Raw genomic sequence first — 13,348 nt, 5'->3', positions numbered from 1 at the left:
TGCGAATAAGAAATTGCTGTTAAAATTAGAACGAATATCCCACGCCGACACCCGCACCGAAATCAGATTGTGTATCCGCAGAAATACCTGCTTTAAGTACCGTATGCGTTCCGGCATTAAAAGATGTTCCTACAGACACCGCAGATTCACCGTTGAAGGTTCCCGCTCCCGCTGACACCATCATCAAGTCACCGGTTTTCACCTGTGGTTGTGAGGCGATAGCGATGGCTGATGCAGTTCCCGCATTGGCTTCTTTACGATTGTCCTCAACTTCGTTTTTCAGAGAATCGAAATGGTTATTGAGCGTGTTAATTTGTTGGCTGTTATCTGCGACCCGTTTTTGCGTGTTGGTTAACTGTTGCTGCGTTTGTGCGGAATCTTGTCTCAGACTTTCAATTTGCTCATGTGCCTGGACAGACTTCTGCGCCAGACTTTGCATTTGTTTATCGTATTGAGCCCTTTCTTTTTGCTGTTGTGCTGCCACATCGGTTGTCAGTGCATTCATTTTCTGCCCTTGTTCCGTGGTAGTGCGCTGATTAGCCTCATTTTGAGCCGCCAGCCTGGCATTAATCATCTCCTGATAATGCGCGGTATTTTGCGTATCTCCAGTCGCGGCGAGCGTTTTTTGTGTGGCTACGATCTGCGCCTGTTGCTCTGTAATTTGCGTTTGCTGGGCATCAGTTACCGCAGACTGTCGGGCGTTGATCATGCTCTGATAACGGGCGGTTGTCTGTACATCACCTGTAGCGGCAACGGTTTTTTGTCCTGCGTCAGGATCTGTCTGGACAGGGGGAGTCTGAGTGGTATCAGGTGTTTCAGAAGGGATGTAGTGATGTTCAGTCAAATAGGTATACGCAGCGGGGCTGTTGTCTGTGCGTTCTAAAAAGCGGGTAATCTTCTGCTCAATCTCCGATTGCGACATGCCAGAGTTAATGGCTGAAAGCTCTGTTGCCGCCGCTTCAATGGTATCACCAGCTAAAACAACAGGGCTGGATGTTGCTGAAATTATGAGTGCCAGTAAAGCTACGTTTACAGTTTTCATTCATTTTCTCTTGTTCAAAATAAGTCGCATTAATGTTTCTATAAGAAACAAATAATATTGTTTTAAGAAATAAACTGCGTTGCAATTTAATCGAAATCTACGCCGCCATTTGTGTGATGTAAAGCGCATTTTTGTCTGGTGTAAGCGTAAACACCACCAATAAGAAACAAAAAATGTTTCTTATATAAATAAAATCGAAAATCATTTTGTGCTCTTTCAATGTAAAAAAGAGTAAAGACTTGTTTTGATAAGCGAAATAAATTCTGTTTCTGGACTAAACGTGAAGCGGTTCCTGATGTGTGCTAAAATGCGTTTCTTTGATAAATCTCAATTTTTAAGAGGTTTACGCCAGGCAGGAAAATTTAAATGAATGAATTTGAGAAGATTTTTAATGAAATGAATCTGGACCGGGCATTGCTACCGATCCTTTTTCGTTCGAACCGGTCAACAGTGTGGAAATATTTAAGTGGCGATAGTACGGCTCCTGCCTCAGCTATGTCACTGATTATGCTGTTGCAGTTAATCCAGAAACGAAACCCCGATCTGTTAGCCGAATGGTTAACGCTTTCTGATTTCACCATTCCGCCAGAAGTTTACCTGGACCAGCCTGATTACTGGAAAGGGTGGGTGTATACGCAACACAAGGTCAATAAAAACGTCCTGGAATATCTAAAAAAACATTATCCGGATGAAGACCAAAAAAACATGAATAAAGGTAGTGACGAGTAATTTGCCAATGCCAGTTAATATAGCGGAGGCGGCCTACGATTCGGGCGCAGACTTCCAGGCATGATAAGACGCGCCCGCGCCGCATCAGGCATCAGCGCATAACCGCCGGATGCGGCGTAAACGCCTTATCCGGCCTACAATTCGGGCATATTTTGTAGGCATGAAAAGACGCGTCAGCGTCGCATCAGGCGATGACCGCACGGATGATCAGCGTTATCCCTTCTATCGCAATGACTTCAACATGCGTACCTGCACCGAGATCCTCGCTGGCGCTGACAGGCCATGAACTGTCACCGACGCGCATATGACCGCGCCCGTTGACCAGTGGAGATTCCAGCACAAAACGTCGGCCAATCAGCTGCTGCCCGCGCTGGTTTAAATGACTGTCGCTGTGCTTTTGTTCGCGCACCCGCCGCGACAACCATTTCCACCACAGCCAGGCGGCGAGCAGCGTCAGGACGGCAAACATCACCCCTTGCCACTCCCAACCCAGCGGCAACAGCCAGACCACCAGGCCGGTAATCACCGCTGCCACGCCGCTCCACAACAGATAACCATTGCCGCCCAACATCTCGGCTGCCAGCAGCAACCCGCCGAGACTGAGCCAGAAAATATGTGGATGAACGACCATTAACTCCATCATGGCTGAGTCCGCTTGTTGGCGCTGTCTTTCACCAGCTCGGCAATCCCGGCAATCGACCCCATCAGGCTGCTGGCCTCTAATGGCATCATCACTACTTTGCTGTTACTGGACGAACCGATCTGCTGTAACGCTTCGGTGTATTTCTGCGCTACGAAATAGTTCACCGCCTGAATATCGCCGGAGGCAATGGCTTCAGACACCATTTTGGTGGCGCGGGCTTCTGCTTCAGCGGAACGTTCACGCGCTTCGGCCTGTAAGAATGCCGACTGACGTTCACCTTCCGCTTTCAGGATTTGCGACTGTTTTTCACCTTCGGCTTTGAGGATTTCCGCCTGACGGATCCCTTCCGCTTCGAGGATGTAAGCGCGTTTGGTACGTTCCGCTTTCATCTGCGCGTTCATTGAAGAGATAAGCTCTGCCGGTGGGCGCACGTCGCGAATTTCAATACGGGTGACTTTAATCCCCCACGGGTTGGTGGCCTCATCGACAATACGCAGCAGGCGTGAGTTGATGCTGTCGCGCTGAGAGAGCATTTCATCAAGTTCCATTGAGCCCAACACGGTACGGATGTTAGTCATGGTCAGGTTGATGATCGCCAGCTCCAGATTGCTGACTTCATAGGCAGCGCGTGGCGCGTCAATCACCTGAATAAAGCACACGGCGTCGATAGTAACGTTGGCGTTATCTTTCGAGATAACTTCCTGGGAAGGGATATCGAGCACTTGCTCCATCATATTGATCTTGCGACCAATGCGATCCATAAACGGCACCACCAGACTGAGCCCCGGCTGTAACGTTTTGGTATAGCGACCAAAACGTTCTACCGTCCATTGATAGCCCTGCGGCACGATTTTGACGCCCGCGCCGACAATGACTAGCGCGACAAAAATGAGAATAGGGATAAAGATAAGCATCGGAAAAACCTCCTGTTGTACCGTCCATAATCAGCAAAATTGCTGCTTGATTAAACAAATTATACCTGATTACTGAAAGAGAGTTCCCCCTTATTCCTGCGAAGGATAAACTGTTTTTAGTAAAAATCAGAAAAAGGGAACAGTGATGCAGGAAAATAGTCCTTTGCTTCAGCTACAAAACGTAGGATATCTGGCGGGTGATGCGAAGATTCTTAATAACATCAATTTTTCGCTGCGTGCTGGCGAATTTAAGTTAATTACCGGTCCTTCTGGTTGTGGCAAAAGTACGCTGCTAAAAATAGTTGCTTCATTGATCAGCCCAACCAGCGGAACGTTACTGTTTGAAGGTGAGGATGTCAGCACACTAAAGCCAGAAATCTACCGCCAGCAAGTGTCTTACTGCGCCCAGACGCCGACGCTGTTTGGCGATACGGTATACGATAATCTGATCTTTCCCTGGCAGATCCGTAACCAGCAGCCTGACCCAGCCATTTTTCTCGATTTTCTCGAACGCTTCGCCTTACTGGACAGCATTTTGACGAAGAATATCGCCGAGCTATCTGGTGGTGAAAAACAACGCATCTCATTGATTCGTAACCTGCAATTTATGCCGAAGGTTTTATTGCTGGATGAAATCACCAGTGCGCTGGATGAAAGTAATAAGCATAACGTTAATGAGATGATCCACCGTTATGTGCGCGAGCAAAATATTGCCGTGCTGTGGGTGACACACGATAAAGACGAAATTAATCATGCGGATAAGGTGATTACACTGCAACCGCATGCCGGAGAAATGCAGGAAGCACGCTATGAACTCGCATAATATTACTAACGAATCATTGGCACTGGCATTAATGCTGGTGGTGGTGGCAATCTTAATTAGCCATAAAGAAAAACTGGCGCTGGAGAAAGATATTCTCTGGAGCGTCGGGCGCGCGATAATTCAGCTGATTATTGTCGGCTATGTGCTGAAGTATATTTTCAGCGTGGATGATGCCAGCCTGACATTATTGATGGTGTTATTTATCTGCTTTAATGCGGCGTGGAACGCGCAAAAACGCAGTAAATATATTGCTAAAGCTTTTATCTCATCGTTTATTGCCATTACGGTCGGAGCGGGAATTACCCTGGCGGTACTGATCCTCTCTGGGTCGATTGAATTTATCCCGATGCAGGTGATCCCTATCGCCGGGATGATAGCCGGTAACGCCATGGTAGCGGTGGGGTTGTGTTACAACAATTTAGGGCAACGGGTTATTAGCGAACAGCAACAGATTCAGGAGAAACTGAGTCTTGGCGCGACGCCGAAACAGGCTTCAGCGATATTGATTCGCGACAGTATTCGCGCGGCTTTAATTCCGACGGTCGATTCAGCAAAAACGGTTGGCTTAGTGAGTTTACCAGGAATGATGTCCGGGCTGATATTTGCCGGGATTGATCCGGTGAAGGCGATTAAATATCAGATTATGGTGACCTTTATGCTGCTCTCAACCGCCAGCCTGTCGACCATTATTGCCTGCTATTTAACCTATCGTAAGTTTTACAATTCGCGCCACCAGTTGGTGGTGACGCAATTGAAGAAGAAATGATGCAATGCCGGATGCGCAGCATCGCATCCGGCGTTGTGGTTCATGTGCCGATCAACGGAAACTCAATACAACAACGCATATAACTGGCGGCGATACTTCGACGCCAGTGCATCGCCGGTACCCAGCGCAGCGAGGATCTCCTGGAACGTTTTACGCGTCTGACCGTCTGCGGCGGTGAGATCTTTACGCAGATGCCCGAACAGCAACTCCAGCGCCTCTTCATTGCGCCCAACCTGATGCAGTTGCAGCGCCAGTTGCGTCGCCAGTGCGGCATCTTCTGGATTTTCCGCCACCTGCTGTTGCAACTGTTGAATTTCCGGCGTATCAGCCGCCTGCTTCAGCAGTTCGATTTGCGCCACCAGCCCCTGGTAGCGGGTGTCCTGATCCTGTAACGGAATGGTTTTCAGCACGGCTTCAGCATCTTCAGAACGGTTCAGCGCAATCAGCGTTTCTGCCAGCAGCAGGCCGATCTCCCCGTTCTGATTCGACAACTGCCAGGCGTCTTTCAGCAATGGCAGGGCGTCGGTGTAATTGCCTTCTTGCATCAGTTGCATCGCCTGCTGTGCTTTCAGTTCTTCTTCGCGCGGCAGCACTTTATCCAGCAGGGCGCGGATCGCCTCTTCCGGTTGCGGCCCCTGGAAGCCGTCTACCGGTTGCCCGTTCTGGAACAGATACACGGTCGGAATCGCGCGCAGACCAAACTGGGCGGCAATCATCTGCTCCGCGTCGCAGTCCAGCTTCGCCAGAATAAATTGCCCGTTGTACTGCGCCGCGAGGCTTTCCAGAATTGGGGTTAACTGCAAACAGTGCTGGCTACGTTCAGACCAAAAATAGAACAGCACCGGAGTGGTCATCGACTGTTCAAGAACCTGTTGCAGGTTAGATTCGTTAATGTTGACAATATTTTCTACGGACATGGAGTCGCTCTCTGTTGTCGATATTTTCTTTGACATGGGGGCTTAAGCGCGCGCTTCAACTCACCCCTGCAATATTTTGTCCATCACGCGCCCCGGCAGCAGGCGCTTAAGCACCATTACTGCCCAGGTCACCAGCGTTACCGGATAGCGCATCTTCGGTTTCTCGCTAATAAAAGCATGGCGCACTTTGTCGACCACCGCTTCCGGCCCCAACGTAAAGCGGGCGGCGATGCCGGGATTTTCGACAGGTTTATCACTTTGCGTCTGGTTGACGTTGTCGGTGAAGCGAGTACGAATGGGACCGGGTTCGATCAGGCTGACTTTAATTCCGCTGTGGCGTAGCTCCATGCGCAGCGCATCCGACCACGCCTCCAGCGCATATTTACTGGCTGCGTAAGCGCCGCGACCCGGCGTGGAGATTAATCCCATCACCGATGAGGTCATCACAATACGCCCTTCACCGTGCGGTAACATCGCGGGTAACAGGCGCATGGTGAGCTGGTGTGCGCCGAAAAAGTTGGCAGAAAACTGCTGTTCCATCTGCGCACGGCTGATGGTGGAAAGGGGGCCATACATGCCGAATCCGGCATTGTTAAAGATCCCATACAGACAATTATCGGTCAGGGCGGTCACTTCGTCGGCTGCGCGATCAACACTTTTTGGTGAATCCAGATCGATCAACACGCCGGTAAATCCCATGCTGTTCATGCGCTCAACATCATCCGGTTTCCGGCAACCTGCCAGCACATGAAAACCCTGGCGTTTTAATTCGAGCGCGCTTTCCAGGCCAATTCCACTGGAACATCCGGTAATTAAGACCGATTTTTGCATAACTTTACCTGTCAGGATCTCCGTTGCTTTATGAGTCATGATTTACTAAAGGCTGCAACTGCTTCGCCATCCAGTCGGCAATAAACGGCTGGGCGTCGCGGTTGGGATGAATACCGTCATCCTGCATCCATTGTGGCTTGAGGTAGACCTCTTCCATAAAAAAGGGCAGCAGCGGAACATCAAACTCTTTGGCGAGTTTGGGGTAAATGGCGCTAAAGGCTTCATTATAACGGCGACCATAGTTTGCAGGCAGACGTATTTGCATTAACAATGGTTCAGCGTTGGCGGCTTTGACATCCTGCAAAATCTGGCGCAGCGTTTGCTCGGTTTGTTGTGGCTGAAAACCACGCAAACCGTCATTGCCGCCCAGTTCTACCAGCACCCAGCGCGGCTGATGCTGTTTCAGCAGAGCCGGAAGGCGCGCCAGCCCTTGTTGCGAGGTGTCGCCGCTGATGCTGGCATTGACTACCGACGTTTTACTCTGCCACTTATCATTCAACAAGGCAGGCCAGGCCGCGCTGGCAGACATTCGATACCCGGCGCTCAGGCTATCACCCAGAATCAATAACGTGTCCGCTGCGGCGGCACGGAAGGTTAACAGGACCAGGAACAGGAAGGGCAAATGCCAGCGGAAAACATTGTTGAAGTTCATCATCTTAAGAAGTCCGTCGGTCAGGGGGAGCATGAACTCTCCATCCTCACCGGAGTTGAGCTGGTTGTCAAACGTGGCGAGACCATCGCACTGGTGGGCGAGTCGGGATCGGGTAAGTCAACCTTGCTGGCGATCCTCGCCGGGCTGGATGACGGCAGCAGTGGCGAAGTGAGTCTGGTGGGACAACCTCTACATAATATGGACGAAGAAGCGCGGGCAAAGTTGCGCGCGAAGCACGTCGGCTTTGTTTTTCAGTCATTTATGTTAATTCCTACCCTTAACGCGCTGGAAAACGTCGAGCTTCCGGCGCTGCTGCGTGGTGAGAGTAGCGCAGAAAGTCGTAACGGGGCAAAAACGTTGCTCGAACAGTTAGGGCTGGGTAAACGTCTGGATCATCTTCCGGCACAGCTTTCCGGCGGTGAACAGCAACGAGTGGCGCTGGCACGAGCCTTTAACGGTCGACCTGATGTGCTGTTTGCCGACGAACCCACCGGCAACCTTGACCGCCAGACGGGCGATAAAATTGCCGACCTGCTGTTTTCCCTCAACCGTGAACATGGCACCACGTTGATTATGGTGACCCACGACCTGCAACTGGCGGCACGCTGCGACCGCTGCTTACGGCTGGTGAACGGGCAGTTGCAGGAGGAAGCATGATTGCACGTTGGTTCTGGCGCGAATGGCGCTCGCCGTCGCTATTAATTGTCTGGCTGGCGCTAAGCCTGGCGGTGGCCTGCGTGCTGGCGCTGGGCAATATCAGCGATCGCATGGAGAAGGGCTTAAGCCAGCAAAGCCGTGAGTTTATGGCGGGCGATCGGGCGTTGCGCAGTTCGCGCGAAGTGCCGCAAGCGTGGCTGGAGGAAGCGCAAAAGCGCGGCCTGAAAGTCGGCAAGCAGCTGACTTTCGCCACCATGACATTTGCAGGCGACACACCGCAGCTGGCGAACGTCAAGGCGGTGGATGATATCTACCCGATGTATGGCGATCTGCAAACCAATCCCCCTGGCCTGAAACCGCAGGCGGGCAGCGTATTGCTGGCCCCACGCCTGATGGCACTGCTTAACCTAAAAACGGGCGACACCATTGACGTGGGCGATGCCACCTTGCGGATTGCCGGAGAAGTGATTCAGGAACCGGATTCCGGTTTTAACCCCTTCCAGATGGCTCCGCGTCTGATGATGAATCTGGCGGATGTCGATAAAACCGGAGCCGTGCAGCCGGGGAGTCGGGTCACCTGGCGCTATAAATTCGGCGGCAACGAGAACCAGCTCGACAGCTATGAGAAATGGTTGTTACCTCAGCTTAAACCCGAACAACGCTGGTACGGTCTGGAACAGGACGAAGGCGCGCTGGGGCGCTCGATGGAACGCTCGCAACAGTTCCTGCTGCTTTCGGCGCTTCTGACCTTGCTGCTGGCAGTGGCAGCGGTGGCGGTGGCGATGAATCATTACTGTCGCAGTCGCTACGATCTTGTGGCGATCCTCAAAACGCTGGGGGCAGGGCGAGCGCAACTGCGTAAGCTAATCGTCGGTCAGTGGTTGATGGTGCTGACGCTTTCAGCCGTTACCGGTGGGGCGATAGGCCTGTTGTTCGAAAACGTGTTGATGGTGCTGCTCAAGCCCGTTCTGCCTGCTGCACTACCGCCAGCCAGCCTCTGGCCGTGGCTATGGGCGCTGGGCACCATGACGGTTATCTCGCTGCTGGTGGGGCTACGACCATACCGCTTGTTACTGGCAACGCAGCCTTTACGCGTATTACGTAATGATGTGGTCGCGAACGTCTGGCCGCTGAAGTTTTATCTGCCGATTGTCAGTGTGGTGGTTGTGCTGCTGCTCGCCGGATTAATGGGTGGCAGTATGCTGCTCTGGGCGGTGCTGGCGGGCGCGGTAGTACTGGCTTTGCTGTGCGGTGTGCTGGGCTGGATGCTGCTGAATGTACTTCGCCGCATGACGCTGAAATCGCTGCCTCTGCGCCTGGCGGTTAGCCGCCTGTTACGTCAGCCGTGGTCAACGTTAAGCCAGCTTTCGGCATTTTCGCTCTCCTTTATGCTGCTGGCGCTATTGCTGGTATTGCGTGGCGATCTGCTCGACCGCTGGCAACAGCAGCTACCGCCAGAAAGCCCGAACTACTTTTTAATCAACATCGCCACAGAACAGGTAGAACCGCTAAAAGCGTTCCTCGCGGAACATCAGATAGTCCCGGAATCGTTTTATCCGGTGGTGCGGGCGCGGCTGACGGCGATTAACGATAAGCCGACAGAAGGTAATGAAGATGAGGCGCTTAACCGCGAACTCAATCTTACCTGGCAAAATACGCGGCCCGATCATAATCCGATTGTCGCCGGTAACTGGCCGCCAAAAGCCGATGAAGTGTCGATGGAAGAGGGGCTGGCGAAACGCTTAAACGTTGCCCTCGGCGATACTGTGACTTTTATGGGCGATACCCAGGAGTTCCGCGCTAAAGTGACCAGCCTGCGCAAAGTGGACTGGGAAAGTCTGCGGCCTAATTTCTATTTTATTTTCCCTGAAGGGGCATTAGACGGGCAACCGCAGAGCTGGCTTACCAGTTTCCGCTGGGAGAATGGCAACGGCATGTTGACGCAACTCAACCGCCAGTTCCCGACCATTAGCCTGTTAGACATTGGCGCGATTTTAAAACAGGTCGTTCAGGTGCTGGAGCAGGTAAGTCGGGCGCTGGAGGTGATGGTGGTGCTGGTCACCGCCTGCGGTATGTTGCTGTTGCTGGCACAGGTGCAGGTGGGAATGCGTCAGCGTCATCAGGAGCTGGTGGTGTGGCGCACACTCGGTGCGGGGAAAAAACTGCTGCGTACCACGTTGTGGTGTGAGTTCGCCATGCTCGGGTTTGTTTCTGGCCTGGTGGCCGCAATTGGTGCGGAAACGGCGCTGGCAGTGTTGCAGGCGAAAGTGTTTGATTTCCCGTGGGAGCCAGACTGGCGATTGTGGATTGTGCTGCCGTGCAGCGGTGCACTGCTGCTGTCGCTTTTCGGCGGCTGGCTGGGCGCGCGGCTGGTTAAGGGTAAGGCGCTGTTCAGGCAGTTTGCGGGGTGATGAGAGTAAATAAGGGGCGTTCTGGTTGAATGGAACGCCTTGTTTAAATTAATTCTACAATATGTTTCATTGATGATGTTATTGAATTGGTGATTTCCTATCTTTCTATTGCTGATATTAATCTGAATCGGTGGAGTTTAATAATTTTAAATATAGCCCTACAAGAATAACTCAGACTAATAAAATCATAAACCATATGCGTTGAATGGATATTATCCATATAGTGAATTTGTTGATGATGAATTCATCTGTGCTAAAAATGTTAGTTTAATAAAATATTGAAAGTGACCTGTAATAACAGTTGTTGTTGATTGAGAACAAATAAGTTTATGTGAAAAATATATAAATACATTAGCTGGTCTTGTGTGTCATTTTATTTTTTTGTTGCTAACACAGGAATATGAACAATAACTAAAAGGGCACTTTATATGAGCGGAAAACCAGCGGCGCGTCAGGGAGATATGACTCAGTATGGCGGTCCCATTGTCCAGGGTTCGGCAGGTGTAAGAATTGGCGCGCCCACCGGCGTGGCGTGCTCGGTGTGTCCGGGCAGGATGACTTCGGGCAACCCGGTAAATCCGCTGCTGGGGGCGAAGGTGCTGCCCGGCGAGACGGACCTTGCGCTGCCCGGCCCGCTGCCGTTCATTCTCTCCCGCACCTACAGCAGCTACCGGACGAAGACGCCTGCGCCGGTGGGGATTTTTGGCCCCGGCTGGAAAGCGCCTTCTGATATCCGCTTACAGATACGCGATGATGCACTGGTACTCAACGACAACGGCGGACGGAGCATTCACTTTGAGCCGCTGCTGCCGGGGGGGGCGGTGTACAGCCGCAGCGAGTCAATGTGGCTGGTTCGCGGTGGTAAGGCAGCGCAGCCGGACGGCCACACGCTGGCACGGCTGTGGGCGTCGCTGCCGCCGGATATCCGGTTAAGCCCGCATCTTTACCTGGCGACCAACAGCGCACAGGGACCGTGGTGGATACTGGGGTGGTCAGAGCGGGTGCCGGGCACTGAGGACGTACTGCCAGCGCCGCTGCCGCCGTACCGGGTGCTTACCGGGCTGGCGGACCGCTTCGGGCAGACGCTGACGTACCGGCGTGAGGCCGCCGGTGACCTGGCCGGGGAAATCACCGGCGTGACGGACGGTGCCGGGCGGGAGTTCCGTCTGGTGCTGACCACACAGGCGCAGCGTGCGGAAGAGGCCCGCACCTCTTCGCTATCTTCTTCTGACCGTTCCCGCCCTCTCTCAGCCTCAGCGTTCCCCGACACACTGCCCGGTACGGAATACGGCCCCGACAGGGGTATCCGCCTTTCGGCGGTGTGGCTGATGCACGACCCGGCATACCCGGAGAATCTGCCCGGTGCGCCACTGGTGCGGTACACGTATACGGAAGCCGGTGAACTGCTGGCGGTATATGACCGCAGCGGGACACAGGTGCGCGCTTTCACGTATGACCCGCAGCACCCGGGCCGGATGGTGGGGCACCGTTATGCGGGAAGGCCGGAGATGCGCTACCGCTACGACGATGCGGGGCGGGTGGTGGAGCAGCTGAACCCGGCAGGCCTGAGTTACCGCTACCAGTATGAGCAGGACCGCATCACCGTCACCGACAGCCTGAACCGGCGAGAGGTGCTGCATACAGAAGGCGGGGCCGGGCTGAAGCGGGTGGTGAAAAAAGAACTGGCGGACGGCAGCGTCACGCACAGCGGGTATGACGCGGCAGGAAGGCTCACGGCGCAGACGGACGCGGCGGGACGGCGGACAGAGTACGGTCTGAATGTGGTGTCAGGCGACATCACGGACATCACCACGCCGGACGGGCGGGAGACGAAATTTTACTATAACGACGGGAACCGGCTGACGGCGGTGGTGTACCCGGACGGGCTGGAGAGCCGCCGGGCGTATGATGAGCGGGACAGGCTGGTATCGGAGACATCGCGCAGCGGGGAGACAGTACGCTACCGCTACGATGACGCGCACAGTGAGTTACCGGCGACGACAACGGATGCGACGGGCAGCACCCGGCAGATGACGTGGAGCCGCTACGGGCAGTTGCTGGCGTTCACTGACTGCTCGGGCTACCAGACCCGTTATGAATACGACCGCTTCGGCCAGATGACGGCGGTTCACCGCGAGGAAGGTATCAGCCGTTACCGCCGCTATGACAACCGTGGCCGGTTAACCTCGGTGAAAGACGCACAGGGCCGTGAAACGCGGTATGAATACAACGCCGCAGGCGACCTGACTGCCGTTATCACCCCGGACGGCAACCGGAGCGAGACACAGTACGATGCGTGGGGAAAGGCGGTCAGCACCACACAGGGCGGGCTGACGCGCAGTATGGAGTATGACGCGGCAGGACGTGTCATCAGCCTGACCAACGAGAACGGCAGTCACAGCGACTTCAGCTACGATGCGCTGGACCGGCTGGTACAGCAGCGCGGCTTTGACGGGCGGACGCAACGTTACCACTATGACCTGACCGGAAAACTCACGCAGAGTGAAGATGAGGGGCTTGTCACCCTCTGGCACTACGACGAATCGGACCGTATCACTCACCGCACGGTGAACGGCGAACCGGCAGAACAGTGGCGGTATGATGGCCACGGCTGGCTGAGAGAAATCAGCCACCTGAGCGAAGGCCACCGTGTTGCCGTCCACTATGGCTATGACGATAAGGGCCGTCTGACCGGGGAGCGCCAGACGGTGGAGAACCCGGAGACGGGGGAACTGCTGTGGCAGCATGAGACGAAACAGGCATACAACGAACAGGGGCTGGCAAACCGCGTCACGCCGGACAGCCTGCCGCCGGTGGAGTGGCTGACCTACGGTAGCGGTTATCTGGCGGGCATGAAGCTGGGCGACACGCCGCTGCTGGAGTACGCGCGCGACCGCCTGCACAGAGAAACGGTGCGCAGCTTTGGCAGCATGGCAGGCAGTAATGCCGCATACGAACTGACC

General features: G+C 53.8%; 12 protein-coding genes. 6 read left to right on the top strand and 6 right to left on the bottom strand.

Going from position 1 to position 13,348, the window contains the following annotated elements; translation table 11 throughout:
- Positions 1-25: 25 nt before the first annotated feature.
- Positions 26-1,042, bottom strand: a complete 1,017-nt coding sequence (locus ACJHWK_RS21675) for a YadA family autotransporter adhesin (RefSeq protein ID WP_001522054.1) — start codon at positions 1,040-1,042, stop codon at positions 26-28.
- A 366-nt stretch (positions 1,043-1,408) separates the two neighbouring features.
- On the opposite strand from ACJHWK_RS21675, the gene ACJHWK_RS21670 reads away from it, so the two are divergent.
- Positions 1,409-1,771, top strand: coding sequence for a hypothetical protein (locus ACJHWK_RS21670; protein WP_001001643.1), 363 nt, complete (start codon positions 1,409-1,411; stop codon positions 1,769-1,771).
- A gap of 184 nt (positions 1,772-1,955) precedes the next feature.
- Here ACJHWK_RS21670 and ACJHWK_RS21665 read toward each other — a convergent pair whose 3' ends face one another.
- Both ACJHWK_RS21665 and ACJHWK_RS21660 read right to left on the bottom strand, forming a co-directional pair.
- Positions 1,956-2,414, bottom strand: a complete 459-nt coding sequence (locus tag ACJHWK_RS21665) for an NfeD family protein (protein ID WP_000970318.1) — start codon at positions 2,412-2,414, stop codon at positions 1,956-1,958.
- Positions 2,411-3,328, bottom strand: coding sequence for an SPFH domain-containing protein (locus ACJHWK_RS21660; protein WP_000904502.1), 918 nt, complete (start codon positions 3,326-3,328; stop codon positions 2,411-2,413). Before ACJHWK_RS21660 ends, ACJHWK_RS21665 begins: the two co-directional genes overlap by 4 nt.
- A 145-nt stretch (positions 3,329-3,473) precedes the next feature.
- Here ACJHWK_RS21660 and fetA point away from each other — a divergent pair, with 145 nt between their 5' ends.
- Entirely contained in the window at positions 3,474-4,151 is a 678-nt protein-coding gene (fetA, locus tag ACJHWK_RS21655; RefSeq protein WP_001522056.1) for an iron efflux ABC transporter ATP-binding subunit FetA, read from the top strand.
- On the top strand, positions 4,138-4,917 hold the full coding sequence (gene fetB / locus ACJHWK_RS21650) for an iron efflux ABC transporter permease subunit FetB (protein ID WP_001295323.1): 780 nt from the start codon (positions 4,138-4,140) through the stop codon (positions 4,915-4,917). Before fetA ends, fetB begins: the two co-directional genes overlap by 14 nt.
- A gap of 62 nt (positions 4,918-4,979) precedes the next feature.
- Here the strand turns inward: fetB and cnoX are convergent, their stop codons facing one another.
- Genes cnoX through tesA form a run of 3 tightly spaced genes read right to left on the bottom strand, consistent with a single transcriptional unit; the run spans position 4,980 to position 7,317 of the window.
- Entirely contained in the window at positions 4,980-5,834 is an 855-nt protein-coding gene (gene cnoX, locus ACJHWK_RS21645) for a chaperedoxin (protein ID WP_001295322.1), read from the bottom strand.
- A gap of 60 nt (positions 5,835-5,894) precedes the next feature.
- Positions 5,895-6,704: an NADP(+)-dependent aldehyde reductase gene (gene ybbO, locus ACJHWK_RS21640; RefSeq protein WP_410234925.1), complete on the bottom strand. Its 810-nt coding sequence runs from the start codon at positions 6,702-6,704 to the stop codon at positions 5,895-5,897.
- Entirely contained in the window at positions 6,694-7,317 is a 624-nt protein-coding gene (tesA, locus tag ACJHWK_RS21635) for a multifunctional acyl-CoA thioesterase I/protease I/lysophospholipase L1 (protein WP_001295836.1), read from the bottom strand. Before tesA ends, ybbO begins: the two co-directional genes overlap by 11 nt.
- Here tesA and ybbA point away from each other — a divergent pair.
- The 3 genes from ybbA to ACJHWK_RS21620 all read left to right on the top strand — a co-directional run.
- Positions 7,288-7,974 (top strand): putative ABC transporter ATP-binding protein YbbA, encoded by a 687-nt coding sequence (gene ybbA / locus ACJHWK_RS21630; protein ID WP_170886251.1) that lies wholly within the window; start codon positions 7,288-7,290, stop codon positions 7,972-7,974. The genes tesA and ybbA overlap by 30 nt on opposite strands.
- Positions 7,971-10,385, top strand: a complete 2,415-nt coding sequence (gene ybbP, locus ACJHWK_RS21625; RefSeq protein ID WP_001522060.1) for a putative ABC transporter permease subunit YbbP — start codon at positions 7,971-7,973, stop codon at positions 10,383-10,385. Before ybbA ends, ybbP begins: the two co-directional genes overlap by 4 nt.
- 428 nt (positions 10,386-10,813) lie before the next feature.
- Positions 10,814-13,348, top strand: a 2,535-nt coding sequence (locus ACJHWK_RS21620) for a DUF6531 domain-containing protein (RefSeq protein ID WP_410234923.1), incomplete at its 3' end; no start/stop codon positions are given.

The organism is Escherichia sp. WS547 (assembly GCF_046486065.1).
GTDB lineage: Bacteria > Pseudomonadota > Gammaproteobacteria > Enterobacterales > Enterobacteriaceae > Escherichia > Escherichia coli.
The sequence above is the reverse complement of the archived record's forward strand: the minus strand, read 5'-3'. Positions and strand labels throughout refer to the sequence as shown.

Excerpts from the sequence above, each read along its gene's own strand:
- fetB (WP_001295323.1), top strand. The coding sequence starts at position 4,138 with ATGAACTCGCATAATATTACTAACGAATCATTGGCACTGGCATTAATG.
- tesA (WP_001295836.1), bottom strand. The coding sequence starts at position 7,317 with ATGAACTTCAACAATGTTTTCCGCTGGCATTTGCCCTTCCTGTTCCTG.
- ACJHWK_RS21675 (WP_001522054.1), bottom strand. The coding sequence starts at position 1,042 with ATGAAAACTGTAAACGTAGCTTTACTGGCACTCATAATTTCAGCAACA.
- cnoX (WP_001295322.1), bottom strand. The coding sequence starts at position 5,834 with ATGTCCGTAGAAAATATTGTCAACATTAACGAATCTAACCTGCAACAG.
- ybbA (WP_170886251.1), top strand. The coding sequence starts at position 7,288 with ATGCCAGCGGAAAACATTGTTGAAGTTCATCATCTTAAGAAGTCCGTC.
- ACJHWK_RS21670 (WP_001001643.1), top strand. The coding sequence starts at position 1,409 with ATGAATGAATTTGAGAAGATTTTTAATGAAATGAATCTGGACCGGGCA.
- fetA (WP_001522056.1), top strand. The coding sequence starts at position 3,474 with ATGCAGGAAAATAGTCCTTTGCTTCAGCTACAAAACGTAGGATATCTG.
- ybbP (WP_001522060.1), top strand. The coding sequence starts at position 7,971 with ATGATTGCACGTTGGTTCTGGCGCGAATGGCGCTCGCCGTCGCTATTA.
- ybbO (WP_410234925.1), bottom strand. The coding sequence starts at position 6,704 with ATGACTCATAAAGCAACGGAGATCCTGACAGGTAAAGTTATGCAAAAA.
- ACJHWK_RS21665 (WP_000970318.1), bottom strand. The coding sequence starts at position 2,414 with ATGATGGAGTTAATGGTCGTTCATCCACATATTTTCTGGCTCAGTCTC.
- ACJHWK_RS21660 (WP_000904502.1), bottom strand. The coding sequence starts at position 3,328 with ATGCTTATCTTTATCCCTATTCTCATTTTTGTCGCGCTAGTCATTGTC.